This is a genomic window from Streptomyces sp. NPDC018263 (genome assembly GCF_055562575.1).
In genome coordinates this window covers 303,680-328,262 of the sequence record NZ_JBVHFA010000001.1, presented here as the reverse complement: position 1 = coordinate 328,262, position 24,583 = coordinate 303,680, and the positions used below count along the sequence as shown (strand labels likewise).

The 24,583-nt window shown below is 70.5% G+C and carries 25 protein-coding genes; 23 read left to right on the top strand and 2 right to left on the bottom strand.

Translation table 11 applies throughout. The annotated features are described in order from the left end of the window. Positions 1 to 92 precede the first annotated feature (92 nt). From ACZ3HQ_RS01480 to ACZ3HQ_RS01395, 18 genes are all read left to right on the top strand, one after another. Positions 93 to 1,229: an LCP family protein gene (locus ACZ3HQ_RS01480; RefSeq protein ID WP_467507022.1), complete on the top strand. Its 1,137-nt coding sequence runs from the start codon at positions 93 to 95 to the stop codon at positions 1,227 to 1,229. A gap of 124 nt (positions 1,230 to 1,353) precedes the next feature. Then, positions 1,354 to 1,575 (top strand): 50S ribosomal protein L31, encoded by a 222-nt coding sequence (rpmE, locus tag ACZ3HQ_RS01475; RefSeq protein WP_388995447.1) that lies wholly within the window; start codon positions 1,354 to 1,356, stop codon positions 1,573 to 1,575. Between the two features lie 107 nt (positions 1,576 to 1,682). Then, a complete protein-coding gene (gene prfA / locus ACZ3HQ_RS01470) occupies positions 1,683 to 2,750 on the top strand; it encodes a peptide chain release factor 1 (RefSeq protein ID WP_467507020.1) in 1,068 nt (355 codons plus the stop codon). An 83-nt stretch (positions 2,751 to 2,833) separates the two neighbouring features. Beyond that, a complete protein-coding gene (prmC, locus tag ACZ3HQ_RS01465; RefSeq protein WP_130333005.1) occupies positions 2,834 to 3,673 on the top strand; it encodes a peptide chain release factor N(5)-glutamine methyltransferase in 840 nt (279 codons plus the stop codon). Between the two features lie 52 nt (positions 3,674 to 3,725). Further along, positions 3,726 to 4,373 carry an L-threonylcarbamoyladenylate synthase gene (locus tag ACZ3HQ_RS01460; RefSeq protein ID WP_030815943.1) on the top strand — a complete coding sequence of 216 codons (648 nt, stop codon included), beginning with the start codon at positions 3,726 to 3,728 and terminating at the stop codon, positions 4,371 to 4,373. 52 nt (positions 4,374 to 4,425) lie between these two features. Then, positions 4,426 to 5,085: an arsenate reductase/protein-tyrosine-phosphatase family protein gene (locus ACZ3HQ_RS01455; RefSeq protein ID WP_030815947.1), complete on the top strand. Its 660-nt coding sequence runs from the start codon at positions 4,426 to 4,428 to the stop codon at positions 5,083 to 5,085. A 118-nt stretch (positions 5,086 to 5,203) separates the two neighbouring features. After that, positions 5,204 to 6,442 (top strand): serine hydroxymethyltransferase, encoded by a 1,239-nt coding sequence (locus ACZ3HQ_RS01450; RefSeq protein WP_467507019.1) that lies wholly within the window; start codon positions 5,204 to 5,206, stop codon positions 6,440 to 6,442. A 151-nt stretch (positions 6,443 to 6,593) separates the two neighbouring features. Further along, the gene (locus ACZ3HQ_RS01445) at positions 6,594 to 7,946 is read left to right on the top strand and encodes an MraY family glycosyltransferase (RefSeq protein WP_467507952.1); all 1,353 of its coding nucleotides are present in this window, start codon (positions 6,594 to 6,596) and stop codon (positions 7,944 to 7,946) included. A 277-nt stretch (positions 7,947 to 8,223) separates the two neighbouring features. Then, complete coding sequence (locus ACZ3HQ_RS01440; RefSeq protein ID WP_467507017.1) at positions 8,224 to 8,676, top strand: hypothetical protein; 453 nt, start codon at positions 8,224 to 8,226, stop codon at positions 8,674 to 8,676. 210 nt (positions 8,677 to 8,886) lie between these two features. Then, positions 8,887 to 9,723 carry a F0F1 ATP synthase subunit A gene (gene atpB / locus ACZ3HQ_RS01435; protein ID WP_467507015.1) on the top strand — a complete coding sequence of 279 codons (837 nt, stop codon included), beginning with the start codon at positions 8,887 to 8,889 and terminating at the stop codon, positions 9,721 to 9,723. 74 nt (positions 9,724 to 9,797) lie between these two features. Next, positions 9,798 to 10,046 (top strand): ATP synthase subunit c family protein, encoded by a 249-nt coding sequence (locus ACZ3HQ_RS01430; protein WP_010357477.1) that lies wholly within the window; start codon positions 9,798 to 9,800, stop codon positions 10,044 to 10,046. Between the two features lie 38 nt (positions 10,047 to 10,084). Beyond that, positions 10,085 to 10,630, top strand: coding sequence for a F0F1 ATP synthase subunit B (locus tag ACZ3HQ_RS01425; RefSeq protein WP_030815957.1), 546 nt, complete (start codon positions 10,085 to 10,087; stop codon positions 10,628 to 10,630). Continuing rightward, entirely contained in the window at positions 10,627 to 11,442 is an 816-nt protein-coding gene (locus ACZ3HQ_RS01420; protein WP_467507013.1) for a F0F1 ATP synthase subunit delta, read from the top strand. Before ACZ3HQ_RS01425 ends, ACZ3HQ_RS01420 begins: the two co-directional genes overlap by 4 nt. 136 nt (positions 11,443 to 11,578) lie before the next feature. Then, positions 11,579 to 13,171: a F0F1 ATP synthase subunit alpha gene (gene atpA, locus ACZ3HQ_RS01415; protein WP_467507012.1), complete on the top strand. Its 1,593-nt coding sequence runs from the start codon at positions 11,579 to 11,581 to the stop codon at positions 13,169 to 13,171. Between the two features lie 21 nt (positions 13,172 to 13,192). Continuing rightward, complete coding sequence (locus ACZ3HQ_RS01410) at positions 13,193 to 14,110, top strand: F0F1 ATP synthase subunit gamma (protein ID WP_467507010.1); 918 nt, start codon at positions 13,193 to 13,195, stop codon at positions 14,108 to 14,110. Then, positions 14,111 to 15,547 (top strand): F0F1 ATP synthase subunit beta, encoded by a 1,437-nt coding sequence (gene atpD / locus ACZ3HQ_RS01405; RefSeq protein WP_161145746.1) that lies wholly within the window; start codon positions 14,111 to 14,113, stop codon positions 15,545 to 15,547. A 111-nt stretch (positions 15,548 to 15,658) separates the two neighbouring features. After that, positions 15,659 to 16,036, top strand: a complete 378-nt coding sequence (locus ACZ3HQ_RS01400; RefSeq protein ID WP_030815967.1) for a F0F1 ATP synthase subunit epsilon — start codon at positions 15,659 to 15,661, stop codon at positions 16,034 to 16,036. A gap of 170 nt (positions 16,037 to 16,206) precedes the next feature. After that, a complete protein-coding gene (locus ACZ3HQ_RS01395) occupies positions 16,207 to 16,653 on the top strand; it encodes a DUF2550 domain-containing protein (protein WP_467507009.1) in 447 nt (148 codons plus the stop codon). Between the two features lie 87 nt (positions 16,654 to 16,740). On the opposite strand, the gene ACZ3HQ_RS01390 is transcribed toward ACZ3HQ_RS01395, so the two are convergent. Then, positions 16,741 to 18,567: a glycosyl hydrolase family 18 protein gene (locus ACZ3HQ_RS01390; protein ID WP_467507007.1), complete on the bottom strand. Its 1,827-nt coding sequence runs from the start codon at positions 18,565 to 18,567 to the stop codon at positions 16,741 to 16,743. A gap of 364 nt (positions 18,568 to 18,931) precedes the next feature. Here ACZ3HQ_RS01390 and ACZ3HQ_RS01385 point away from each other — a divergent pair, with 364 nt between their 5' ends. Then, the gene (locus tag ACZ3HQ_RS01385) at positions 18,932 to 19,213 is read left to right on the top strand and encodes a hypothetical protein (RefSeq protein ID WP_467507005.1); all 282 of its coding nucleotides are present in this window, start codon (positions 18,932 to 18,934) and stop codon (positions 19,211 to 19,213) included. Between the two features lie 285 nt (positions 19,214 to 19,498). Continuing rightward, positions 19,499 to 19,711 carry a hypothetical protein gene (locus ACZ3HQ_RS01380; protein ID WP_467507003.1) on the top strand — a complete coding sequence of 71 codons (213 nt, stop codon included), beginning with the start codon at positions 19,499 to 19,501 and terminating at the stop codon, positions 19,709 to 19,711. Here the strand turns inward: ACZ3HQ_RS01380 and ACZ3HQ_RS01375 are convergent. Then, positions 19,708 to 20,280 (bottom strand): cob(I)yrinic acid a,c-diamide adenosyltransferase, encoded by a 573-nt coding sequence (locus ACZ3HQ_RS01375; protein WP_086692375.1) that lies wholly within the window; start codon positions 20,278 to 20,280, stop codon positions 19,708 to 19,710. The two genes, ACZ3HQ_RS01380 and ACZ3HQ_RS01375, sit on opposite strands and share 4 nt — an antisense overlap. A 189-nt stretch (positions 20,281 to 20,469) precedes the next feature. On the opposite strand from ACZ3HQ_RS01375, the gene ACZ3HQ_RS01370 reads away from it, so the two are divergent. From ACZ3HQ_RS01370 to ACZ3HQ_RS01360, 3 genes are all read left to right on the top strand, one after another. Beyond that, positions 20,470 to 21,318 carry a 3-hydroxyacyl-CoA dehydrogenase family protein gene (locus ACZ3HQ_RS01370; RefSeq protein ID WP_467507001.1) on the top strand — a complete coding sequence of 283 codons (849 nt, stop codon included), beginning with the start codon at positions 20,470 to 20,472 and terminating at the stop codon, positions 21,316 to 21,318. A gap of 179 nt (positions 21,319 to 21,497) precedes the next feature. Continuing rightward, a complete protein-coding gene (locus ACZ3HQ_RS01365; protein ID WP_467506999.1) occupies positions 21,498 to 21,821 on the top strand; it encodes an STAS domain-containing protein in 324 nt (107 codons plus the stop codon). 257 nt (positions 21,822 to 22,078) lie between these two features. After that, positions 22,079 to 24,577 carry an ATP-binding protein gene (locus ACZ3HQ_RS01360; protein ID WP_467506997.1) on the top strand — a complete coding sequence of 833 codons (2,499 nt, stop codon included), beginning with the start codon at positions 22,079 to 22,081 and terminating at the stop codon, positions 24,575 to 24,577. Positions 24,578 to 24,583 lie beyond the last annotated feature (6 nt).

The window sequence follows — 24,583 nt, the reverse complement described above, 5'->3', positions numbered from 1 at the left end:
TGTCCGACCAGGTGGAGCGACGATGGAGCGGTGATGACCGCTCCCGACCCTGAACGCAGGGGGTAACCGAACGGACGAGACCTAGGAGCGCAGTGTCCACCCAGAGCACGCCGGAGCCCGGCATACCGGAGACCGGAAACGGCCCCCGCCGCCGGGGCAAGGGGCGCCGCCGCAAGCCCCGCAGCACGGGCCGCAAGGCCCTGCTCGCCACGGCATGGACGGCCGCGGGCGTGGTCGTGCTGGCGGGTGCCGGGGCCGGGTACGTCTACTTCAAGCTGAACGGCAACATCCACAGCATCGACATCAACCAGATGCTCGGCCGCGACCGGCCCGCCAAGGTCGACAACGGCTCCCAGAACATCCTGGTCCTCGGCTCCGACACCCGTGACGGGGCCAACCGGAAGATCGGCGGGGGAGCGGCCGACAGCGGCGCCCGCTCCGACACCGCGATGATCGTCCACATCCACAAGGGCCACAAGAAGGCGTCCGTGGTGTCCATCCCGCGCGACACCCTCATCGACCGCCCCGCCTGCGCCGACAGCAAGGGCCACACGTACCCGGCGGCGAGGAACGTCATGTTCAACTCGGCCTACGCCACCGGCGGCGCGCCCTGCGCGGTCAGAACCGTCGAGTCGCTCAGCGGCATCCGCATGGACCACTACCTGGAGGTCGACTTCGCGGGCTTCCAGCGCCTGGTCGACGACCTCGGCGGCGTACGTGTCACCACCACCCGCGCCATCAAGGACCCGGACAGCCACCTGGACCTGACGGCCGGCACGCACACCCTCGACGGCGCGCAGGCGCTCGGCCTGGTGCGCACCCGGCACGGCGTCGGCGACGGCTCCGACCTCGGCCGCATCCAGCTCCAGCAGGCGTTCGTGAAGGCCCTGATCGCCCAGACCAAGCAGGTCGGCGTGCTGAGCAACCCCAAGAAGCTGTACGACCTCGCCGACACCGCGACCCGGACCGTCACCACCGACTCCGACCTCGGCTCGGTCAACTCCCTCGCGGACTTCGCCGGCGGCCTCAAGGGCATCAGCGCCTCCGGGATGCACATGGTCACCATGCCCGTGCAGTACGACCCGGCCGACCCCAACCGGGTGCTGCTGGAGCGGTCCAAGGCCCAGCAGGTCTGGACGGCGCTGAAGAACGACCGGCCGGTGCCGGACTCCGCGACCGCGGGCTCTGCCACCGGCGGCGCCAAGGGCGTCGTCACACCCGGGGAATAGAACAGCCCCACCCCCGGTTTTGGGGGATGGCGCCAGTCCTGGCAGACTGGTACGTCGGCTCCGGTTCACGCACCCGCATTCCCGCGGTGGCGACCCGGCGCCCTCCCGGAACCTAGGAGACACCTTGAAGCGCGACATCCACCCCGAGTACGTCGAGACCCAGGTGAGCTGCACCTGTGGCGCCTCGTTCACCACCCGGAGCACCATCGACTCCGGCACCATCCGTGCCGAGGTCTGCTCCGAGTGCCACCCGTTCTACACGGGTAAGCAGAAGATCCTCGACACCGGTGGCCGCGTGGCCCGCTTCGAGGCCCGCTTCGGCAAGGCTTCCGGCTCCAAGAAGTAGCGAGCCCCGAACCGCCGGTCCACGGTCGCGCCCCGCGAGGGGCGCGACCACGGACCGGCGTTTTTGGTCGCCCGCCAGCCCTTCACCCGCAGTACAGGAGCCGAAAGATGTTCGAGGCAGTCGAGGAACTCGTCGCCGAGCACGCCGATCTGGAGCGCAAGCTCGCCGACCCGTCGGTCCACGCCGACCAGGCGAACGCGCGCAAGCTGAACAAGCGCTATGCCGAGCTGTCCCCGATCGTGGCCACCTTCCGCTCCTGGAAGCAGTCCGGGGACGACATCGAGACCGCCCGTGAGCTGGGGGCCGACGACCCCGACTTCGCCGCCGAGGTCAAGGACCTGGAGAAGCAGCGCGAGGAGCTGACCGACAAGCTCCGCCTGCTGCTGGTCCCGCGCGACCCGAGCGACGACAAGGACGTCATCCTGGAGATCAAGGCCGGCGCCGGCGGCGACGAGTCCGCCCTGTTCGCCGGTGACCTCCTGCGCATGTACCTGCGCTACGCCGAGCGGGTCGGCTGGAAGACCGAGATCATCGACGCCACCGAGTCCGAGCTGGGCGGCTACAAGGACGTCCAGGTCGCGGTGAAGTCCCGGGGCCAGACCGAGCCCGGTCAGGGCGTGTGGGCCCGCCTGAAGTACGAGGGCGGGGTGCACCGCGTGCAGCGTGTGCCCGCCACCGAGTCCCAGGGCCGCATCCACACCTCCGCCGCCGGTGTCCTCGTCACACCCGAGGCCGAGGAGGTGGATGTCGAGATCAACCCCAGCGACCTGCGGATCGACGTGTACCGGTCCTCCGGCCCCGGCGGCCAGTCGGTCAACACCACCGACTCCGCCGTGCGCATCACCCACCTGCCCACCGGTGTGGTCGCCTCCTGCCAGAACGAGAAGAGCCAGCTCCAGAACAAGGAGCAGGCCCTGCGCATCCTGCGCTCCCGGCTGCTCGCCGCCGCCCAGGAGAAGGCCGAGGCGGAGGCCGCCGACGCCCGCCGCAGCCAGGTCCGCACCGTGGACCGCTCCGAGAAGATCCGCACGTACAACTTCCCGGAGAACCGCATCTCCGACCACCGCGTGGGCTTCAAGGCGTACAACTTGGACCAGGTGCTCGACGGTGAGCTGAGCGCGCTGATCCAGGCGTGCGTCGACGCCGACTCGGCGGCGAAGCTCGCGAGCGCCTGAGAACACCCGGCAGGACCACGCACGAGGACCGGAGGAGAAGCGTGCAGCAAGACTTCGGGGGGCGACCCCCGAGCCCCCGCAGCGTGCTGCTCGCGGAGGTGGCCCAGGCCACCCAGCGGCTGGCCGACGCCGGAGTGCCCTCCCCGCGCACCGACGCCGAGGAGCTGGCCGCCTTCGTGCACGCCGTCAAGCGCGGCGCCCTGCACACCGTGAAGGACTCCGACTTCGACGCCCGGTACTGGGAGGTCATCGCCCGCCGCGAGCAGCGCGAGCCGCTCCAGCACATCACCGGGCGGGCCTACTTCCGCTATCTGGAGCTCCAGGTGGGCCCGGGCGTCTTCGTGCCCCGGCCGGAGACCGAGTCGGTGGTCGGCTGGGCGATAGACGCGGTACGCGCCATGGACGTCGTCGAGCCCAGCATCGTCGACCTGTGCACCGGCTCCGGCGCCATCGCGCTGGCCCTCGCCCAGGAGGTGCCGCGCTCACGGGTGCACGCCGTCGAGCTGTCCGAGGACGCGCTGCGGTGGACCCGCAAGAACGTCGAGGGCTCCCGCGTCGACCTGCGCCAGGGTGACGCCCTGACCGCCTTCCCGGACCTGGACGGCCAGGTCGACCTGGTCATCTCCAACCCGCCGTACATCCCGCTCACCGAGTGGGAGTACGTCGCGCCCGAGGCCCGCGACTACGACCCCGAGCTGGCCCTGTTCTCCGGCGAGGACGGGCTCGACCTGATCCGGGGCATCGAGCGCACCGCGCACCGGCTGCTGCGCCCCGGCGGCGTCGTCGTCATCGAGCACGCCGACACCCAGGGCGGCCAGGTGCCGTGGATCTTCACCGAGGAGCGGGGCTGGGCCGACGCGGCCGACCACCCCGACCTCAACAACCGCCCCCGGTTCGCCACGGCCCGCAAGGCGACGCTGTGACCACCGCGCAGAACCACTTCCAGAGTTACGTGTACGAGGAGGCCCGCTAGACATGGCACGGCGATACGACACCAACGACGCCACCGACCGCGTGACGGGCCTGCGCGAGGCGGCAGCCGCCGTGCGGCGGGGCGAACTGGTGGTGCTGCCGACCGACACGGTCTACGGCATCGGCGCCGACGCCTTCTCCTCGGAAGCCGTCGCCGACCTGCTCGCCGCCAAGGGCCGGGGCCGCAACATGCCCACCCCCGTGCTCATCGGCTCCCCGAACACCCTGCACGGCCTGGTCACCGACTTCTCCGAGCTGGCCTGGGAACTCGTCGACGCCTTCTGGCCCGGCGCGCTCACCCTGGTCGCCCGGCACCAGCCGTCTCTTCAGTGGGACCTCGGCGACACCCGCGGCACGGTCGCCGTGCGCATGCCGCTGCACCCGGTGGCCATCGAGCTGCTCACCGAGGTCGGCCCGATGGCCGTCTCCTCCGGCAACCTCACCGGCCACCCCGCCCCGGAGACCTGCGACGACGCCCAGCGCATGCTCGGCGACTCCGTCTCCGTCTACCTCGACGGCGGCCCGACCCCGGGCAACGTGCCCTCGTCCATCGTGGACGTCTCCGGCCCGGTGCCCGTACTGCTGCGCCAGGGCGCCATCTCCCCGGAGGAGCTGCGCAAGGTCGTACCCGACCTCGAGGTGGCGAATTGACGGCCCCCGACCGGTACGTCCCCGAGGAGCAGGCCGGGCAGGGGGTCACCCCATGCGCGGCATAGGCGGCGCGGACCGCCCGGCGGAGCAGACCACGACGTTCGGGTTCCCGCGCGACACCTTCCGCATCCTCCACGTCAGCACCGGCAACGTCTGCCGCTCACCCATCACCGAGCGGCTGACCCGGCATTTCGTGGCGGAACGGCTGGGTGTGCTCGGCGGCGGCCTGATCGTGGAGAGCGCCGGCACCTGGGGCCACGAGGGTGCCCGGATGGAGGAGAACGCGGAGACCGTGCTCTCCGAGTTCGGCGCGGACGCGGCCGGGTTCACCGGGCGGGAGCTGCTGGACGAGCACGTCATCATGGCCGACCTGGTGCTGACCGCCACCCGCGACCACCGCGCCCAGGTCATCTCCATGGGCCACTCGGCCGGCCTGCGCACCTTCACGCTGAAGGAGTTCACCCGCCTGGTCCGCGCGATAGACCCGGCCACCCTGCCGCCCCTGGAGGACGGCGTGGTGCTGCGCGCCCGCGCCCTGGTCCGCGCGGCCGCCGCGCTGCGCGGCTGGCTGCTCGCCCCCACCGCCGAGGCGGACGAGGTGTACGACCCCTACGGGGCCCCGCTGCCCTTCTTCCGTTCCATCGGCGACGAGATACGCGACGCTCTCGACCCGGTCGTCACCGCGCTGACGGGCGTGCCCGCCCGTATGTGACGCGCGCCGGGCTCCGGCGGCAGGACTCCTCCGGCGGCCGAGCGGCCGTCCCCGGCACGGCCTACATTGGAGACCTGGGGCCTCGCCCCACGTCACCGTCGACCGCCCGGAGCCCGTCATGTCGGTCACACCCGTGCTGGAAGCGGACAACTTGAGCCGGCAGGACCCGGAGCTGGCCGAGATCCTGCGCGGGGAGCTGGACCGGCAGTCGACGACCCTCCAGCTCACCGCGGCCGAGAACTTCGCCTCGCCCGCCGTGCTCGCCACCCTCGGCTCCCCGCTGGCCAACAAGTACGCCGAGGGCTACCCCGGCTCCCGGTACCACGGGGGCTGCGCGCTGGCCGACACCGCCGAGCGCATCGCCGTGGAGCGGGCCAGGGCGCTCTTCGGGGCCGAGCACGCCAACGTGCAGCCCCACACCGGCTCCTCGGCCATGCTGGCCGCCTACGCCGCCGTGCTGCGCCCCGGTGACACCGTCCTCGCTCTCGGCCTGGACGACGGCGGCCATCTCACCCACGGCTCGCCCGCGAACTTCTCGGGCCGCTGGTTCGACTTCGTCGGCTACGGCCTGGATCCCGAGACGGGCCTGGTCGACCACGACGAGGTGCGCCGGCTGGCCCACGAGCACCGGCCCAAGGCGATCGTGTGCGGGTCCATCGCCTACCCCCGCCACTTCGACCACGCCTTCTTCCGCGAGGTCGCCGACGAGGTCGGGGCGTATCTCATCGTGTCCCTCACGCACTCCGCCGGGCTGGTCGCCGGGGGAGCGGCGCCCGATCCGGTGCCGTACGCGGACCTGGTGTGCGCCACCACGCACAAGACGCTGCGCGGGCCGCGCGGCGGGCTCATCCTCTGCGGGGCCGAGCTGGCCCAGCGGGTCGACCGGGCCGTCTTCCCCTTCACCCAGGGCGGCGCCCAGATGAACAGCGTCGCCGCCAAGGCCGTCGCGTTCGGCGAGGCGGCCACCCCCGCCTTCGCGGCCTACGCCCACCAGACGGTCGCCAACGCGCACGCCCTCGCCGGGCACCTGGCGGACGCCGGGTTCACGGTCGCGACCGGCGGCACCGACACCGCCCTCATCGTGGCCGACCCCACCCCGCTCGGCATGGACGGCCGCACCGCGCGCGGCCGGCTCGCGGCCGCCGGACTGGTGCTGGACTGCTGTGCGCTTGCGCACACCGGCGGAAGGGCGCTCCGGCTCGGCACCGCCGCCGTCACCACCCAGGGCATGGGGGAGCCGGCCATGGCCCGGATCGCCGCGCTGCTGGTCGGCGTGGTGAGCGGCGCCCAAGACCCGGCCGCCGCACGGGCCGAGGTACGCGAGCTGACCGCCGACTTCCCGCCGTACCCGGAGTGAGAACCGGGAGGAGAAGGGGAGCAGAAGGGGTGCCATACGGGTACGGAACGCCCCCGGCGGAACCATCCCCGTCCCCCGCCGGTCCTTGACCGTACGTGTCCCTCGCTAGGGTGTGGGGCTGTGATGGCCAGCGAGATCTGTGGGGATGCCCGTGCGTGAATACCTGCTGACGCTACTCATCACGGCCGCGGTGACGTACCTGCTGACAGGGCCGGTACGGAAGTTCGCGATCGTGGCGGGAGCGATGCCGGAGATCCGGGCACGGGACGTGCACCGGGAGCCCACTCCGCGGCTCGGCGGTATCGCCATGTTCTTCGGACTGTGCGCGGGCCTGCTCGTCGCGGACCACCTGGAGAACCTGAACGAGGTCTTCGCCAAGTCCAACGAGCCCCGTGCCCTGCTGTCCGGGGCCGCGCTGATCTGGCTGATCGGCGTGCTGGACGACAAGTTCGAGATCGACGCCCTGATCAAGCTGGGCGGCCAGATGATCGCCGCCGGTGTGATGGTGGTGCAGGGTCTGACCATCCTGTGGCTGCCGGTGCCCGGTGTGGGCCTGGTCGCGGTCACCCAGTGGCAGGGCACCCTGCTGACCGTCGCCCTGGTCGTCATCACCATCAACGCGGTCAACTTCGTCGACGGCCTCGACGGTCTCGCCGCCGGCATGGTCTGCATCGCCACCGCCGCGTTCTTCATGTACGCCTACCGCATCTGGTACGGCTACGGCATCGAGGCGGCCGCCCCGGCGACGCTGTTCGCGGCCATCCTGATGGGCATGTGCCTGGGCTTCCTGCCGCACAACATGCATCCGGCGCGCATCTTCATGGGCGACTCCGGCTCGATGCTGATCGGCCTGGTGCTGGCCGGCAGCGCCATCTCGGTCACCGGCCAGATCGACCCGGACCGGCTGAACCTGTTCTCCGGTTCCGAGCGCAGCACCGTGCACCAGATGGTGCCCGCGTACATCCCGCTGCTGCTGCCGCTGTCGATCATCGCCATCCCGGCCGCCGACCTCGTGCTGGCCATCGTCCGGCGCACCTGGCGCGGCCAGTCGCCGTTCGCGGCCGACCGCGGGCATCTGCACCACCGGCTGCTGGAGATCGGGCACTCGCACAGCCGGGCGGTGCTCATCATGTACTTCTGGTCGGCCCTCATCGGCTTCGGCGTGCTCGCCTACTCGGTCAACTCGGCCTCGATGTGGATCGTGCTCGGCGTCGTCTTCCTCAGCGCCATCGGCCTGGTCATGCTGCTCCTGCCGCGCTTCACCCCGCACGCCCCCCGCTGGGCCCAGCGGTTCGTACCGCCGCGGTACCGCCGGTATCCGGAACCGTCGGAAGACGGTGAGAGCGGCGGGAACGGCGACGACGAGTCCGGCGAAGCGGCCATGACGGACCTCACCGGGGCAACCCCCGAGCCGGCCGCCGCGGCGGCGGTGCCGGGCGTCAACGGAGCGACCGCGATCGGCGCTCGTACGCGCTCCACCAAGAACCGCAAGGTAAGAATCTGACTAGAGCATTGCCAAGTCGTGGGGGAGCAAAGCGCCCTAATACCAGACAAGCCCACCCGGTTCTTGCACCTGTGCGCGTTGTCACTCTCATGTGTGACAACAGATGCACCCCCAGGTAAAGACCTCATCAAATAGTTTGTGATACGGTTCACGAGAACCCAGGACAGAGCCCGAGACCGTCACGCGACGGTCCGACGGCGTAAGAGTTTCCGTACTCGGTCCGGGACTACGCTCGTCCATGACGACACCTGCCCCCTGTGAAAGCGGAGTTGCCGCCATGCCGTCCAATGACGTCCGGATGCTTGCCCAGGCCGCCGTGCCCACGGCTGCCGTCGGCGCGATCGCCGCCGTCGTCAGCGGTGTGGTCGCCGGCGGCAAGGGTGCGATCGGGGCCGTCGTGGGCACACTGATCGTCATCCTCTTCATGGGGATCGGTCTTTACGTCCTGCAGCGCACCGCCAGGTCCTTCCCGCAGCTCTTCCAGATGATGGGTCTGCTGCTCTACGCGGCCCAACTCCTGCTGCTGGTCATCTTCGTGGGCCTGTTCAAGAACACCACCCTGTTCAGCCCCCGTGCCTTCGCCGTCGTTCTGGTGGTGGCCACCCTCACGTGGATCGCCGCCCAGGCGCGCGCCCACATGAGGGCCAAGATCCTCTACGTCGATCCCGATGCTTCGTCGAAGGACGAGTCGAAGGCTGACAAGTCCCAGAAGACGGACCGTTCGTCGTGAGGGGTAGGGCCGGGATAAAGGCGCGGAGGAGATCCTGCTATCGTCCGGTGCCAACTGCGGCATCGCGGGCGCGGGCATCCGAGCTGACGCCTGTTCCACTGCGAGGCTAGATGCCCCCCAGCCGCCCCCACATCCGTAACACCAGTCCCGTGCCGAACCGCGGCCGTACGCCGCGCCGACACAACGAGGTTGCCGTACCCATGCGCCACGATGAAGGAGCCCGCGGTGAGTGCTGATCCGACGCAGACGCTCGCTTTCGACACGAGCTGTCACCTGTTCTCCGGGTGCGGCTTCCCGGCTCCGGGCCTGCACTCGTTCCTGTTCAAGCCGCTCTGGGGCGACGCGGACAGCAACCTGTACTTCAACAAGACGATGCTGCTGGCGCTGCTCGGTTCCATCGTCATCGTGGCCTTCTTCTGGGCCGCCTTCGCCCGCCCGAAGGTCGTCCCGGGCAAGCTCCAGATGATCGCCGAGTCCGGCTACGACTTCATCCGGCGCGGCGTCGTCTACGAGACGATCGGAAAGAAGGAAGGCGAGAAGTACGTACCTCTGGTCGTCTCGCTGTTCTTCTTCGTGTGGATGATGAACCTCTGGTCGATCATCCCGGTCGCCCAGTTCCCGGTGACGGCGATCATCTCGTACCCGGCGGTCCTGGCCGCGATCGTGTACGTCCTGTGGGTCGGTCTGACCTTCAAGCGCCAGGGCTTCGTCGGCGCCTTCAAGAACTTCACCGGTTACGACAAGTCGCTCGGCGCGGTGCTCCCGCTGTCGATGACGATCGAACTGTTCTCGAACCTGCTGGTCCGGCCGTTCACGCACGCTGTGCGACTGTTCGCCAACATGTTCGCCGGTCACACGCTGCTGCTGCTCTTCACGATCGCAAGCTGGTACATGCTGAACGGCATCGGCATCGCCTACTCCGGTGTCTCGTTCGTCATGGTCCTCGTGATGACCGCCTTCGAGCTCTTCATCCAGGCTGTTCAGGCGTACGTCTTCGTGCTCCTCACGTGCAGCTTCATCCAGGGCGCGCTCGCCGAGCACCACTGAGCACCTGCGCCTCACCCATCCAGACATCCGGTGGCCATCCCCCACCGGTCCTTGAAAGAGAAGGAAGAACCGGCATGTCCGCTCTCCAGACCCTTGCCGCCGGCGTCGAGATCAAGGGCAACCTCGGCTCCATCGGTTACGGCCTCGCCGCCATCGGCCCGGGCGTCGGCGTCGGCATCATCTTCGGTAACGGCACCCAGGCGCTCGCCCGCCAGCCCGAGGCGGCCGGCCTGATCCGCGCCAACCAGATCCTCGGCTTCGCCTTCTGTGAGGCGCTCGCCCTGATCGGTCTGGTCATGCCGTTCGTCTACCCGAGCGCCTGATCCGACCGACGCCCTTTAGCTAGACGAAAGGCACTGATATGAGCCCCCTGGTAATGCTGGCGGCTGAGGAGGCCGAGAACCCCCTCATCCCGCCGATCCCAGAGCTCGTCATCGGCCTGATCGCCTTTGTCATCGTCTTCGGCTTCCTCGCCTGGAAGCTCCTCCCGAACATCAACAAGGTTCTGGAGGAGCGCCGCGAAGCGATCGAGGGCGGGATCGAGAAGGCCGAGGCCGCGCAGACCGAGGCTCAGAGCGTCCTCGAGCAGTACAAGGCCCAGCTCGCCGAGGCTCGTCACGAGGCCGCCCGGCTTCGCCAGGAGGCTCAGGAGCAGGGTGCGACGCTCATCGCGGAGATGCGGGCCGAGGGCCAGCGTCAGCGCGAGGAGATCGTCGCCGCCGGTCACGCCCAGATCGCGGCCGACCGCAAGGCCGCTTCGGCCTCGCTCCGCCAGGACGTCGGCAAGCTCGCCACCGAACTGGCCGGCAAGCTCGTCGGTGAGTCCCTCGAGGACCACGCCCGGCAGAGCCGTGTGATCGACCGCTTCCTCGACGAGCTCGACGAGAAGGCCGAGGCCACGCGATGAACGGATCGAGCCGCGAGGCCCTGGCAGCCGCACGGGAGCGTCTCGACGCGCTGACGGACTCCACGTCCGTGGACGCCGCGCAGCTCGCCGACGAGCTGGCGGCCGTCACCGCGCTGCTCGACCGCGAGGCCGGCCTGCGCCGGGTCCTCACCGACCCGGCGCAGCCCGCCGAGGCCAAGGCCGAGCTGGTGCAGCGCCTGATCGGCGGCCAGGTGAGCGGTCCGACCGCCGACCTGGTGGCCGGTCTCGCCCGGGCCCGCTGGTCGCAGTCCCGCGACCTGGTGGACGCGCTGGAGGAGCTGGCGGACATCGCCGACCTCACCGCCGCGGAGAAGTCCGGCACGCTGGACGACGTCGAGGACGAGCTGTTCCGGTTCGGCCGGATCGTCGCCTCCGACCCGGCCCTGCGCGCCGCGCTGACCGACCGGTCGGCGTCCACCGCGGCCAAGGCCGAGCTGGTGCACCGGCTGCTGGGCGGACGGGCCAAGCCCGTCACCGAGCGTCTGGTCACCCGACTGGTCACCGCGCCGCGTGGACGTAGCCTGGAAGCGGGACTCGAGTCCCTGTCCAAGCTGGCCGCCGAGCGCCGGGACCGGCTGGTGGCGACCGTCACCTCGGCGGTTCCGCTGAGCGAGGCCCAGAAGCGTCGCCTGGGTGACGCCCTGGCCAAGCTCTACGGCCGCCGGATGCACCTCAACCTGGACGTGGACCCCGAGGTGATCGGCGGTATCCGGGTTCAGGTCGGTGACGAGGTCATCAACGGCTCCCTGGCGGACCGGCTGGACGACGCCGCCCGCCGCATGGCGAGCTAGCACCACAAACGCAAAGACGTACTTACGGCCCTGGTTGGGCCGTGCAGAGGATTCACCTCGTTCAGGGGGGAGTCCGGAGTCCAGACATCCCCCCAAAGTGAAACTTCGGGCCCAACAAGGAGAGCAGGGAACCCAGATGGCGGAGCTCACGATCCGGCCGGAGGAGATCCGGGACGCACTGGAGAACTTCGTCCAGTCGTACAAGCCGGACGCGGCCTCGCGCGAGGAGGTCGGTACGGTCACCGTCGCCGGCGACGGCGTCGCGAAGGTCGAGGGCCTTCCCTCGGCCATGGCCAACGAGCTGCTGAAGTTCGAGGACGGCACCCTCGGCCTCGCCCTCAACCTCGAGGAGCGCGAGATCGGTGCCATCGTTCTCGGCGAGTACAGCGGCATCGAGGAGGGCCAGCCGGTGCACCGCACCGGAGAGGTCCTCTCGGTCGCCGTCGGCGACGGCTACCTCGGCCGTGTCGTCGACCCGCTGGGCCAGCCGATCGACGGCCTCGGCGAGGTCGAGACCGACGGCCGCCGCGCCCTCGAACTGCAGGCCCCCACGGTCATGCAGCGCCAGTCGGTGCACGAGCCGATGGAGACGGGCTACATGGCGGTCGACGCCATGACCCCGATCGGCCGCGGCCAGCGCCAGCTCATCATCGGTGACCGCCAGACCGGCAAGACCGCCCTGGCCGTCGACACGATCATCAACCAGCGCGACAACTGGCGCACCGGCGACCCGAACAAGCAGGTCCGCTGCATCTACGTCGCCATCGGCCAGAAGGGCTCCACCATCGCCGGCGTGCGCCGCGCGCTGGAGGAGAACGGCGCGCTGGAGTACACGACCATCGTCGCCGCCCCGGCGTCCGACCCGGCCGGCTTCAAGTACCTGGCGCCGTACACCGGTTCCGCCATCGGTCAGCACTGGATGTACCAGGGCAAGCACGTCCTGATCGTCTTCGACGACCTGTCGAAGCAGGCCGACGCCTACCGCGCCGTGTCCCTGCTGCTGCGCCGTCCGCCGGGCCGCGAGGCCTACCCCGGTGACGTCTTCTACCTGCACTCCCGTCTGCTGGAGCGCTGCGCGAAGCTCTCCGACGACCTGGGCGCCGGCTCGATGACCGGTCTGCCGATCGTCGAGACGAAGGCCAACGACGTCTCGGCGTTCATCCCGACCAACGTCATCTCCATCACCGACGGCCAGTGCTTCCTGGAGTCGGACCTCTTCAACGCCGGTCAGCGCCCCGCGCTGAACGTCGGTATCTCCGTCTCCCGAGTCGGTGGTTCCGCCCAGCACAAGGCGATGAAGCAGGTCTCCGGCCGACTGCGCGTGGACCTCGCCCAGTTCCGTGAGCTGGAGGCGTTCGCCGCCTTCGGTTCCGACCTGGACCAGGCGTCCAAGAACCAGCTCGATCGCGGTCAGCGCATGACCGAGCTGCTGAAGCAGAACCAGTACCAGCCGATGTCCACCGAGGACCAGGTCGTCTCGATCTGGGCCGGTGGTACGGGCCGCATGGACGACGTGCCGGTCGACGACGTCCGCCGCTTCGACAAGGAGCTGCTGGAGTTCCTGCACCGCAGCCACCAGGGCCTGATGACCTCCATCCGGGAGGGCGGCAAGATGTCGGACGACACCCTGCAGGCCATCGGTGACGCGATCGCGGAGTTCAAGAAGCAGTTCGAGACCTCGGACGGCAAGCTCCTCGGCGACGACACCCCGGCCTCTCCCGCCAAGTGACGTAAGGAAGGGACCTGACTCATGGGAGCCCAGCTCCGGGTCTACAAGCGTCGCATCCGATCCGTCACCGCGACCAAGAAGATCACCAAGGCGATGGAGATGATCGCCGCCTCGCGTGTCGTCAAGGCGCAGCGCAAGGTGGCGGCCTCCAAGCCGTACGCGGACGAGCTGACCCGCGCGGTCAAGTCGGTCGCCACCGGGTCGAACACCAAGCACCCGCTCACCACGGAGGCCGAGAACCCGACCCGTGCCGCGGTCCTGCTCCTCACGAGCGACCGCGGTCTGGCCGGCGCCTTCAACTCCAACGCCATCAAGGCGGGCGAGCAGCTCACCGAGCGCCTTGAGCGCGAGGGCAAGCAGGTGGAGACGTTCATCGTCGGCCGCCGGGGTGTCGCTCACTACAACTTCCGTGAGCGCAAGATCGCGGAGCTGTGGACGGGCTTCACCGACGAGCCGACGTACGCGGACGCCAAGAAGGTCGCGGCGCCCCTGATCGAGGCCATCGAGACGCCCGACGCGGACGGCGGCGTGGACGAGCTCTACATCGTCTTCACGGAGTTCGTGTCGATGATGACGCAGACGGCGGTCGCCCAGCGACTGCTCCCGCTGCGCCTCGACGAGGTCGCGGAGGAGAAGACCGGCGACGGTGAGATCCTCCCGCTGTACGACTTCGAGCCGTCGGCGGAGGACGTCCTGGACGCCCTGCTGCCCCGGTACGTCGAGAGCCGGATCTACAACGCGATGCTCCAGTCGGCCGCTTCGAAGCACGCCGCCACGCGGCGCGCGATGAAGTCGGCCACCGACAACGCGGGCGAGCTGATCAACACGCTCTCCCGTCTTGCCAACGCGGCCCGCCAGGCCGAAATCACCCAGGAAATCAGCGAGATCGTCGGTGGCGCCAGCGCCCTGGCCGACGCGACCGCGGGGAGTGACCGATAAATGACCACCACTGTTGAGACCGCGGCGGCCACGGGTCGCGTCGCCCGCGTCATCGGCCCGGTCGTCGACGTGGAGTTCCCCGTCGACGCGATGCCGGAGATCTACAACGCCCTGACCGTCGAGGTCGCCGACCCGGCGCACGACGGCGAGAAGAAGACGCTGACCCTGGAGGTCGCCCAGCACCTGGGTGACGGCCTGGTCCGCACCATCTCCATGCAGCCCACCGACGGTCTGGTCCGCCAGTCCGTCGTGACGGACAGCGGCGACGCCATCTCCGTCCCGGTCGGCGACTTCACCAAGGGCAAGGTGTTCAACACCCTCGGTGAGGTGCTGAACGTCGACGAGAAGCACACCGGTGAGCGCTGGCCGATCCACCGCAAGGCGCCGAACTTCGACGAGCTCGAGTCGAAGACCGAGATGTTCGAGACGGGCGTCAAGGTCATCGACCTGCTCACCCCGTACGTCAAGGGCGGCAAGATCGGCCTGTTCGGCGGTGCCGGCGTCGGCAAGACGGTGCTCATCCAGGAGATGATCTACCGCGTCGCCAACAACCACGACGGTGTCTCCGTGTTCGCCGGTGTCGGTGAGCGCACGCGTGAGGGCAACGACCTCATCGCGGAGATGACCGAGTCGGGCGTCATCGACAAGACCGCGCTCGTCTTCGGTCAGATGGACGAGCCGCCGGGCACCCGTCTGCGCGTCGCGCTGGCCGGCCTCACCATGGCCGAGTACTTCCGTGACGTCCAGAAGCAGGACGTGCTGTTCTTCATCGACAACATCTTCCGCTTCACGCAGGCCGGTTCCGAGGTCTCCACGCTGCTCGGCCGTATGCCGTCCGCCGTGGGTTACCAGCCGAACCTGGCCGACGAGATGGGTCTCCTCCAGGAGCGCATCACCTCGACCCGCGGTCACTCGATCACCTCGATGCAGGCGATCTACGTCCCCGCGGACGACCTCACCGACCCGGCCCCGGCCACCACGTTCGCCCACCTCGACGCGACGACGGTTCTGTCCCGTCCGATCTCGGAGAAGGGCATCTACCCGGCCGTGGACCCGCTGGACTCCACGTCCCGCATCCTGGACCCGCGGTACATCGCGCAGGACCACTACGACTGCGCCATGCGCGTCAAGAACATCCTGCAGAAGTACAAGGACCTCCAGGACATCATCGCGATCCTCGGTATCGACGAGCTGGGCGAGGAGGACAAGCTCGTCGTCCACCGTGCCCGTCGCGTGGAGCGCTTCCTGTCCCAGAACACCCACGTCGCCAAGCAGTTCACCGGCGTGGACGGTTCGGACGTTCCGGTGGACGAGACCATCGCCGCGTTCAACGCGATCTGCGACGGTGAGTACGACCACTTCCCGGAGCAGGCGTTCTTCATGTGCGGTGGCATCGAGGACCTGAAGAAGAACGCGAAGGAGCTGGGCGTCTCCTGACACCCGCGCTCCTGGCCGGGGGGCGGGCTCGTCCCGCCCCCTCGGCCACGCCCCCTAGAATTGACCCCGACACCCGGCACATTGGCCGGGTGGTGATCCGAGGAGCCAACCTTGGCTGCTGAGCTGCACGTCGAGCTGGTCGCCGCCGACCGCCAGGTCTGGTCCGGCGAGGCCACCCTGGTCGTCGCGCGCACCACGTCCGGCGACATCGGCGTCATGCCCGGTCACCAGCCGCTGCTCGGTGTGCTGGAGTCGGGCCCGGTGACCATCCGCACCAGTGACGGCGGGACCGTCGTCGCGGCGGTGCACGGCGGTTTCATCTCGTTCGCGGACGACAAGCTGTCGCTGCTGGCCGAGATCGCCGAGCTGGCGGAGGAGATCGACGTCCAGCGCGTGGAGCGCGAGCTGGAGCGAGCGAAGGCGGAGGACGACGAGGACGCCCAGCGTCGCGCCGACGTCCGTCTGCGGGCGGCGACCTCCGCGCGCTGATCATCGCGCCGTGTGACCATCATTCAGCCGCGGCCGGCCCGGAACATTCCGGTGCCGGTCGCGGCTGAGGTGAATCCGGGTGTTTTTCCGGTTCCATTACCTGGCTCTGCGGTTTCATTACCCTGAGCCGAAAGCAGTTCCACTACTGGGAGACGAGGAGGTCGGTGCCGATGGTCCTCGCTCTGACTGTGTGCGGAATCGTGGTCGCGCTCGTGGTGGTGGGTCTGTTCCTGTTCGGCCTGCGCCGCAGGCTCATCCAGCGTTCCGGCGGCACCTTCGACTGTTCGCTGCGCTGGGACGTGGCCGAGCAGTCCGACACGAGCGGCAAGGGCTGGAGCTACGGCATCGCCCGCTACAACGGGGACCGCATCGAGTGGTTCCGGGTCTTCTCCTACGCCCTGCGCCCGCGCCGGGTGCTGGAGCGCTCGCGGATCGAGGTGGCCGGACGCCGGCTGCCCGAGGGCGAGGAGGAGCTGGCGCTGCTGTCCGACGCGGTGATCCTCGCCTGTGTCCACCAGGGCACCCGCCTCGAACTCGCCATGAGCGAGGACGCGCTGACCGGATTTCTCGCGTGGCTGGAAGCAGCCCCGCCCGGTCAGCGAGTGAATGTGGCGTAGCCACATTCACTCGCTGGGTGGGGGTCCCCCCGGACGAAGTCTGGGGGAGCGTCAACGTCGCTTAGGGGGCTAGGCCCCCGAACTCACCTACGACAGGCCGTTGCTGAGGGCCGTCACGAGTTCACCGTTGCTGGTGTCCCCGGTGAAGTCCCAGAAGAACGCGCCGCCCAGGCCCTGGCTCTTGGCCCAGCTCATCTTGCCGGCGATGGTCGACGGGGTGTCGTACGACCACCAGTTGCTGCCGCAGTGGGCGTACGCGGTGCCCGCGATCGTGCCGGTGACCGGGCAGGAGCCCTTGAGCACCTTGTAGTCCTCGATGCCCGCCTCGTAGGTGCCCGGGGCGGCTCCGGTGGCGGTGCCGCCGGGGGCGTCCTGGGTGACACCGGTCCAGCCGCGGCCGTAGAAGCCGATGCCGATGAGCAGCTTGTTCGCCGGGACGCCGACCGCCTTGTACTTGGCCATCGCGTCGGCGGTGGTGAAGCCCGCCTTCGGGATGCCGCTGTACGAGGTGAGCGGGGAGTGCGGGGCGGTCGGACCCTTGGCGTCGAAGGCGCCGAAGAAGTCGTACGTCATCACGTTGTACCAGTTGAGGTACTGCGACGCGCCCGCGTAGTCGGCGGCCTCGATCTTGCCGCCGTTGGAGCCGTCCGCGGTGACCGCGGCGGTGACCAGGTAGTTGGCGCCGAACTTGGAGCGCAGCGCCGAGGCCACGTTCTTGAAGGCCGCGGAGCCGCTGGTGTCGCAGGACAGGCCGCAGGCGTTGGGGTACTCCCAGTCGATGTCGATGCCGTCGAAGACATCGGCCCAGCGGGGGTCCTCCACCAGGTCGTAGCAGGACTGGGCGAACGCGGCCGGGTTCTTGGCCGCCTCGCCGAAGCCGCCGGACCAGGTCCAGCCGCCGAAGGACCACAGCACCTTGATGTTCGGGTACTTGGCCTTGAGCTGGCGGAGCTGGTTGAAGTTGCCGCGCAGCGGCTGGTCCCAGGTGTCGGCCTGGCCGCTGACGGACTGGTCGGCGGTGAACGCCTTGTCGTAGTCGGCGTAGGAGTCGCCGATCGCGCACTTGCCGCCGGTGACGTTGCCGAAGGCGTAGTTGATGTGCGTGATCTTGGCGGCGGAGCCGGACGTCACGATGTTCTTGACGTTGTAGTTCCGGCCGTAGATGCCCCACTCGGTGAAGTAGCCGAGCTTGACCTTGTCGCCGGTGGCGGGCGGCGGGTTGGTGCCGCCGCCGGTGGTGCGCACGGCCGTCGCGGCGCTCGCCGGACCGGTCTGGTCGGCGGTGTCACGGGCGCGCACGCTGTAGGAGTAGTCGGTGCCGGCGCTCAGGCCGGTGTCCGAGTACGAGGTGGTGGTGACGGTGGCGACCTTGGCGCCGTCGCGCAGCACGTCGTAGTTCTTGACGCCCTTGTCGTCGGTGGCGGCCGACCAGCTCAGCTTGACCGAGGTGTCGGTCACGGCGGAGGCGGTGGGCTGGCCGGGGGCGGAGGGCGCGGCGTCACCGGGGACCGTGGTGCCGTCACAACTGTCGCCGTTGAGCTTGCAGTTGGCCGGGGAGCCGGAGCCCGCGCCGTTGAAGGCGAAGGAGACGGAGGAGCCGGGGGCGACCGAGCCGTTGTACGACTTGTTCTTCGCCGTCCAGTGGGTGCCGGAGGACGTGACGTCGGCGTCCCAGGCGGAGGTGACGGACGTGCCCGAGGGGAAGTCCCACTCGATCGTCCAGGAGCTGATGGCGGTGGTGCCGGTGTTCTTGACGGTCCACTTGCCTTCGAAACCGCTGCCCCAGTCCTGGGACTTCACATAGGTGGCGGTGACGTTGGTGGCCGCCTCGGCGGGGGCGGCGAGGCCGACGAGGCCGGCCAGGGGGAGCAGCAGGGTCACGGCACCCGCCGCGACTCTGTGTCTGAAGCGCATGTGCGCCTCCCTCGATGTCGGGGGGAACTTCACGAGGCATGGGGGGCATGACTGAGCCTTCACGCCCATGCTGCCGCGAGAATAGGAAAGGTCTGGACCAGCGGTCAATAGGTCTGGACCATTTGTTCCGCAATTCGACTTAACCTCAACTCCTCTGCTGCCGCAGGGGTTTGAAGACCCGCGAGGAGGACGTGTGAGTGACCCTCCTCGCGGTCGGGGTCGGGCAGACCGGGAAGGCCGACCTGGTGGAGGCCGAGACCTTCGCCGCCGTCGACCTGGCGGACCTCGCCGACGCCGCCGTGGCCGGCGTACGGCGCCGGGACCGGGCGCGGACATCGCCCTGGACGCCGAGCCGGGGGTCATCGTGCCGGGCTGGGTGCCGGGGCTGCGGCTGCTGCTCGCCCACGGCCGCGATCCGGCGGGGCGGCGCGGATACGGGTGGCCGTGCGGCGGGCGGGGGAGCATCGGCGTCACCGACGGCCCGCACGGCACCGGGGCCCGCTTCGAGGTGCGGCTGCCGCTGGACGGCACCGGGGCGCCGGGACGGCGGGACTGGCTGACCGGGACGGCCGGGACGAACCGGTCACAGGGTTTCCCCCGCCGACGCCTCTCCCGGCGCGAAGCCCGTCGCCGAGGCGGCCGGTGACGGTGCGCGGGCCCTGTGCGAGCGGGAGCCGAAGATCGACAAGCGCGTCGACCGCGCCCTGCAGCGACTCGACCCGGGCAAGGCCCGGCGCGGCTCGGTGGCCCGGCTCCAGCGGCGGCTCGACAACGCCAGGAAGGCCGGCCACACCGAGATCGCCACGTTCCTCTAGGGCCGTCTCGACACCCGCGAGTCGCTGAAGAAGGACGTGGAGCAGCGCAGGAAGGACCTCGCCGGGGTCAGGACCTGGTGCGCGAAGAACGACGGCGGCAAGAAGGGCAGCGGCGAGTGAGGCGCGGCACCTGGCGCGCGGCGGCCACCGTCACCCTGGCCGCCCTCGTGGCCCTCACCACGGCCTGCGGCCACGACGGCGCCGCCACCCCGGCCGGCACCCCCTCGGGCTACGCGGACATGAAGAAGAAGGTGGACGCGGCGGAATCGGAGCGGCCGGATCGGGGGGTGTCTCGTGGAGGCGCCCCCCATCCCCGTACGGGGGGCTAGCGCTCGCCGCCCGGCACCCACAGCACGTCGCCGGTCTCCTTGTTCGCCGTGCGGGCCAGGATGAACAGGAGGTCGGAGAGGCGGTTGAGATAGGTCGCGGTGAGCGGGTTCATCGTCTCGCCGTGCACCTCCAGCGCCGCCCAGGTGGAGCGCTCGGCCCGCCGGACCACCGTGCACGCCTGGTGCAGCAGGGCCGCGCCGGGGGTGCCGCCGGGCAGGATGAACGAGCGCAGCTTCTCCAGCCGCTCGTTGAACCGGTCGCAGTCCTGCTCCAGCCGGTCCACGTAGAACTGCTCGACCCTCAGCGGCGGGTACTCCGGGTTCTCCACCACCGGCGTCGACAGGTCGGCGCCCACGTCGAAGAGGTCGTTCTGCACCCGGGTGAGGACCGTGACGACCTCCTGGTCCAGCCCGCCCAGCGCGACGGCGGTACCGATCACCGCGTTCGCCTCGTTGGCGTCCGCGTACGCGGAGATCCTGAGGTCGGTCTTGGCGGTCCGGCTCATGTCACCGAGGGCGGTGGTGCCCTGGTCGCCGGTCCTGGTGTAGATGCGCGTCAGATTGACCATACGGTCAGCGTAGTTGCCCCAAAGGGCGCGAAGCGGTGCGGATTTGACGGACCGGAGCGGCACAACCGGAACGTGACGGGTGTCTCACGCCCTGAGACCGTGACACGCGTTACTTACGGTCCTCAAGGCGTCGCCCGAACGCTAATGTCCGCCGAGAGGAACCATAAACAGCGCGTAAGGGGAGTCGGAGTGGCAGGGAAGCTCGCCGTCATCGGGGCCGGTCTCATGGGGTCCGGCATCGCCCAGGTCGCCGCACAGGCCGGCTGGGACGTGGTCCTGCGCGACGTCACCGACGAGGCGCTCAAGCGCGGTACCGACGGCATCCGGGCCTCCTACGACAAGTTCGTCGCCAAGGGCAAGCTGGACGCGGCCGACGCCGAGGCCGCCCTCGCCCGGATCACCCCGACCACCGACCTGGACGACGTCGCCGACGCGGACATCGTGATCGAGGCCGTCTTCGAGAAGCTGGACGTCAAGCACGAGATCTTTCGCGCGCTCGACAAGATCGTGCGCCCGGACGCCGTGCTCGCCTCCAACACCTCCGCCATCCCGATCACCAAGATCGCGGCCGCCACCGAGCACCCCGAGCGCGTGGTCGGCGTGCACTTCTTCTCGCCGGTGCCGATGATGCAGCTCGTCGAACTGGTCCGGGGCTACAAGACCAGCGACGAAACCCTCGCCACCGCACGGGAGTTCGCCGAGTCGGTCGGCAAGACCTGCATCGTCGTCAACCGCGACGTCGCCGGGTTCGTCACCACCCGCCTCATCTCGGCCCTCGTGGTCGAGGCCACCAAGCTCTACGAGTCGGGCGTGGCCACCGTCGAGGACATCGACCTCGCCTGCAAGCTGGGCTTCGGGCACGCCATGGGCCCGCTGGCCACCGCCGACCTCACCGGGGTCGACATCCTGCTGCACGCCACCGGCAACATCTACACCGAGAGCCAGGACGAGAAGTTCGCCCCGCCGGAGCTGATGCGCCGGATGGTGGACGCCGGTGACATCGGCCGCAAGAGCGGGCAGGGCTTCTACACGTACTGATCGCGACCGGATCACCCGCTGATCCCGTGCGCTTCCGTACAGCCGCTCAGGGGGCTCACCCCCGCGGGTGAATTCGGTATCGGTTCGCTTACAACCAGCAACCGCATCGACACCCACACAGTCAGACGTTGCACAGCACCGTCACGGAGAACGCCACTCGCACTCAACGGGGAGCGCATATGTACATCAGGGGCGACCACGCCGAGCTGGTCGTCGGGGGGCGCCTCGACGTCCGCAGCGCGGCGGACGCCCGTACGGCCCTCCACGCGGCGGTCGACGACGGGATCGGCGATCTGGTGCTGGACCTGTCCGAACTGGACTCCTGGGACGCCACCGGACTCGGCGTCATCATGGGCGCACACCGGCGCGCGGGCCGCTGCGGCCGGCGTCTGGTGCTGCGCCGGGTGCCGCCGCAGATGCAGCGGCTGCTGGTGGCCACCCGGCTGCACCGCATTCTCGCCATCGAGGGCGGAGTCGGCGTGGAGTCGCTGCCCAGCGTGTGAGGTCCCGGAAGCGGGGCAGGCTCCAAGTCGTCCTGAACGGCGCGTCGCGCACATTCCTCCCCGGAAGGTGATCTCCCGGATCTCTCGGGCCGTCCGGCACCCCGCCCTGTCGGGGACCCCGGCCGACGGTTTAGGGTTCGGTCGCCCGCCGCCTCGTGTATTCCGCGAGCGGGCCCGGACCAGAAGCGACAGCGCGATGTGCGGCAGGCCGGGAGGGGCCGAGATCGGCACACGACGCTTTTGGGGGCTTTGAACCCATGGATCCGATACTTCCGGGAACCGAGGACCACGGTCAGGCACTGAGCCGCCGTCCGCCCCGGGACCCCCTCACCGCCGACTTCGCCCCGAGCGGCCCCGTGCCCGCCCGCACCACCCGGCTGGTCTGCGGCGAATTCCTGCTCACCGTCAACCCCGTCGACGGCAGCGAGATAGAGCCCTGCCCGCCGCACGAGCGCCCGGACGCCCCCGCCAAGCGCACCCCGGCGGCCCGTGCCGAGTACGAGCGGGCCGCCCTGCCGCCCGCCCCGCCCGGTCACCGGGTGCCCGAACACGAGCTGCTGGAGCGTCAGGAGATACGTGAGCGGCTGGTCCGGCTGCTCACCCACGGCCGCACCGTCCGCCTCACCGGCCCCGGCGGCTCCGGCCGCACCGCCCTGCTGGACCTCGTCGCCGAGGACTGCGCCGACCTCGCCCCCGACGGCGTGGTCCGGCTCGACGGCCTGCACCGCACCCCCGACGACCTGCTGCGCGACCTCTTCCACACCGTCTACGACGCCCCCCGCCACCGCCTCCGGCCGGACGAACTGCGCGAGAGGGTCAAGGAGATCGGCGCGGTCGTCCTCGTCGACGACCTGGAGTTCGGCGGCGCCGCCCTCACCGGGCTGCTGGAGGCCGCCCCCGAGTGCGCCTTCCTCCTCGCCGCCACCCCGGACACCCCGGCGGCCGCCGGTGACATCGAGGACGTGGACCTGCCCGGCCTCGACCGCTCCGCCGGGGTGGAGATCCTGGAGCGGGCGGTGGGCCGGGACCTCACCGAGGAGGAGGCCGTCTGGGCCGGCGACCTCTGGTTCGAGTCCGAGGGCCTGCCGCTGCGCTTCGTCCAGGCCGGCGCCCTGCTCCGCCAGCGCGAGCAACTGCGCGCCAGCGGCGGCGTGGTGGACGAGTTCGGCGTCTTCGAGGACGTACGCGCCCCCGCCGACGCGGTGCTCGACCTGCCGCTGGAGGACGAGGAGGCCGAGGAGGTGCCGCTGCCCTCCCTCGCGGAGGCCGCCGCGCCCGCCCCGCTGCTCGCCTCCCGGCTCAAGCCTTCTGCCCGGGCCGCCCTGCGCATCGCCGTCGCCCTGGACGGCGAGCTGCCGCACCCGGCGCATCTGCCGGCCCTGGTCGGCGACACCCACGCCGACGCCGCGCTCGGCGAACTCCTCGGGTGCGGCCTGGTCTCCCCGGCCGGCCCCCGCTACCGCCTCGCGGCCGGGGTGCGCGCCCAGTTGGAAGCCGCCGGATACGACAAGGACGCCCCCGCCGAGGCCCGTACCGCCGCCCGGCACTACGCCTGGTGGGCCGCCCACCCCTCCGTCACCCCGGAGCGGGTGTGCGCGGAGGCCGCCGCGGTGCTGACCGCGCTGGAGACCGTCCTGCCCGGCACCGAACCGGCCGCCGAGGGTGCGGACGAGCAGGCGACCGCCGTCCGGCTCGCCCACGCGGCCGCCGCCGCCTTCGCCGCCGGACTGCACTGGACCGCGTGGGAACAGGCCCTGCACGCCGGGTCCGAGGCCGCCCGCCTCGCCCAGGACATCTCCGAGCGCGCCTACTTCCACCACGAGCTGGGCATCCTCGCCCTGGTCGAGGACCAACTGGACCGGGCGCGCTCGGAGTTGGAGGTGTCGCAGGGGCTGCGCACCGCGCTCTCCGACATGCGGGGCACCGTCGCGGGCCGCCGCGCGCTCGCCCTGGTCGCGGACCGCACCGGCGACCTGCCGGGCCTGGCCGCGCTGATGGCCGAGGAACCCCCGGCCGCCCGCACGGCACCGCTCACCCCGGCCCCGGCCGCGTTCACCCCGGCGTACGGCCACGGACAGGAGACCGTCGTCGCCCGCCAGCCCGGCGCGGCCGCGAAGGACCGCGGCGGGGTACGGGCCGTCGCCCGGCGCAATCTGGTGGCCGCCGGGTCCGGCGCGCTGCTGGTGGCGGTGCTCGGCACCGTCGTCACCCTCGGCATGGCCTCCGACGAGAACGCCGGACGCAACCCGGCGGGCACGGTGGGCGGCAACCCGACCGCGACCCAGCACCTGGACGACGGCACGCTGGGCGCCGTCCCCCAGCGGGACGAACCGGCGCCCGCCCGCGCCACCACCACCCGCCCGGCCGGCTCCGGTCCGGACGGCACCCCCGGCACCTCGGACGACCCCTCGCCGTCCGCGACCACCAGCGGGAGTCCGAGCGCCGACCCGACGGGCACGCGGGGCACCGGTGGCCAGGCGAGCCCCCGGCCGACGCACGGCGGAGGTTCCACCGGGCCCACGGGCAAGCCCACCACGTCCGGCAAGCCGACGACGTCCCCGAGCGGCCCCACCGACGAGCCGACCTCACAGGAGCCGACCGACCCGGAGACGACTCCCTCCGGCGACCCCAGCACACCCCCGACCACCTCGACCTCGGCCGGCGGCCCGGTCGACGGCGCCACGGCGTCCGCGTCCGCCCCCGGTGAGTCCGCCGGGGCCACCGAGAGCGCGAGCACCGAGCCCCCGGTCATCTGAGAGGGC

Coding starts and splice junctions, on each gene's coding strand:
- prfA (WP_467507020.1), top strand. CDS start 1,683: ATGTTCGAGGCAGTCGAGGAACTCGTCGCCGAGCACGCCGATCTGGAG.
- ACZ3HQ_RS01460 (WP_030815943.1), top strand. CDS start 3,726: ATGGCACGGCGATACGACACCAACGACGCCACCGACCGCGTGACGGGC.
- ACZ3HQ_RS01455 (WP_030815947.1), top strand. CDS start 4,426: ATGCGCGGCATAGGCGGCGCGGACCGCCCGGCGGAGCAGACCACGACG.
- ACZ3HQ_RS01450 (WP_467507019.1), top strand. CDS start 5,204: ATGTCGGTCACACCCGTGCTGGAAGCGGACAACTTGAGCCGGCAGGAC.
- ACZ3HQ_RS01440 (WP_467507017.1), top strand. CDS start 8,224: ATGCCGTCCAATGACGTCCGGATGCTTGCCCAGGCCGCCGTGCCCACG.
- atpB (WP_467507015.1), top strand. CDS start 8,887: ATGAAGGAGCCCGCGGTGAGTGCTGATCCGACGCAGACGCTCGCTTTC.
- ACZ3HQ_RS01430 (WP_010357477.1), top strand. CDS start 9,798: ATGTCCGCTCTCCAGACCCTTGCCGCCGGCGTCGAGATCAAGGGCAAC.
- ACZ3HQ_RS01425 (WP_030815957.1), top strand. CDS start 10,085: ATGAGCCCCCTGGTAATGCTGGCGGCTGAGGAGGCCGAGAACCCCCTC.
- ACZ3HQ_RS01420 (WP_467507013.1), top strand. CDS start 10,627: ATGAACGGATCGAGCCGCGAGGCCCTGGCAGCCGCACGGGAGCGTCTC.
- atpA (WP_467507012.1), top strand. CDS start 11,579: ATGGCGGAGCTCACGATCCGGCCGGAGGAGATCCGGGACGCACTGGAG.
- ACZ3HQ_RS01410 (WP_467507010.1), top strand. CDS start 13,193: ATGGGAGCCCAGCTCCGGGTCTACAAGCGTCGCATCCGATCCGTCACC.
- atpD (WP_161145746.1), top strand. CDS start 14,111: ATGACCACCACTGTTGAGACCGCGGCGGCCACGGGTCGCGTCGCCCGC.
- ACZ3HQ_RS01395 (WP_467507009.1), top strand. CDS start 16,207: ATGGTCCTCGCTCTGACTGTGTGCGGAATCGTGGTCGCGCTCGTGGTG.
- ACZ3HQ_RS01390 (WP_467507007.1), bottom strand. CDS start 18,567: ATGCGCTTCAGACACAGAGTCGCGGCGGGTGCCGTGACCCTGCTGCTC.
- ACZ3HQ_RS01375 (WP_086692375.1), bottom strand. CDS start 20,280: ATGGTCAATCTGACGCGCATCTACACCAGGACCGGCGACCAGGGCACC.
- ACZ3HQ_RS01365 (WP_467506999.1), top strand. CDS start 21,498: ATGTACATCAGGGGCGACCACGCCGAGCTGGTCGTCGGGGGGCGCCTC.
- ACZ3HQ_RS01360 (WP_467506997.1), top strand. CDS start 22,079: ATGGATCCGATACTTCCGGGAACCGAGGACCACGGTCAGGCACTGAGC.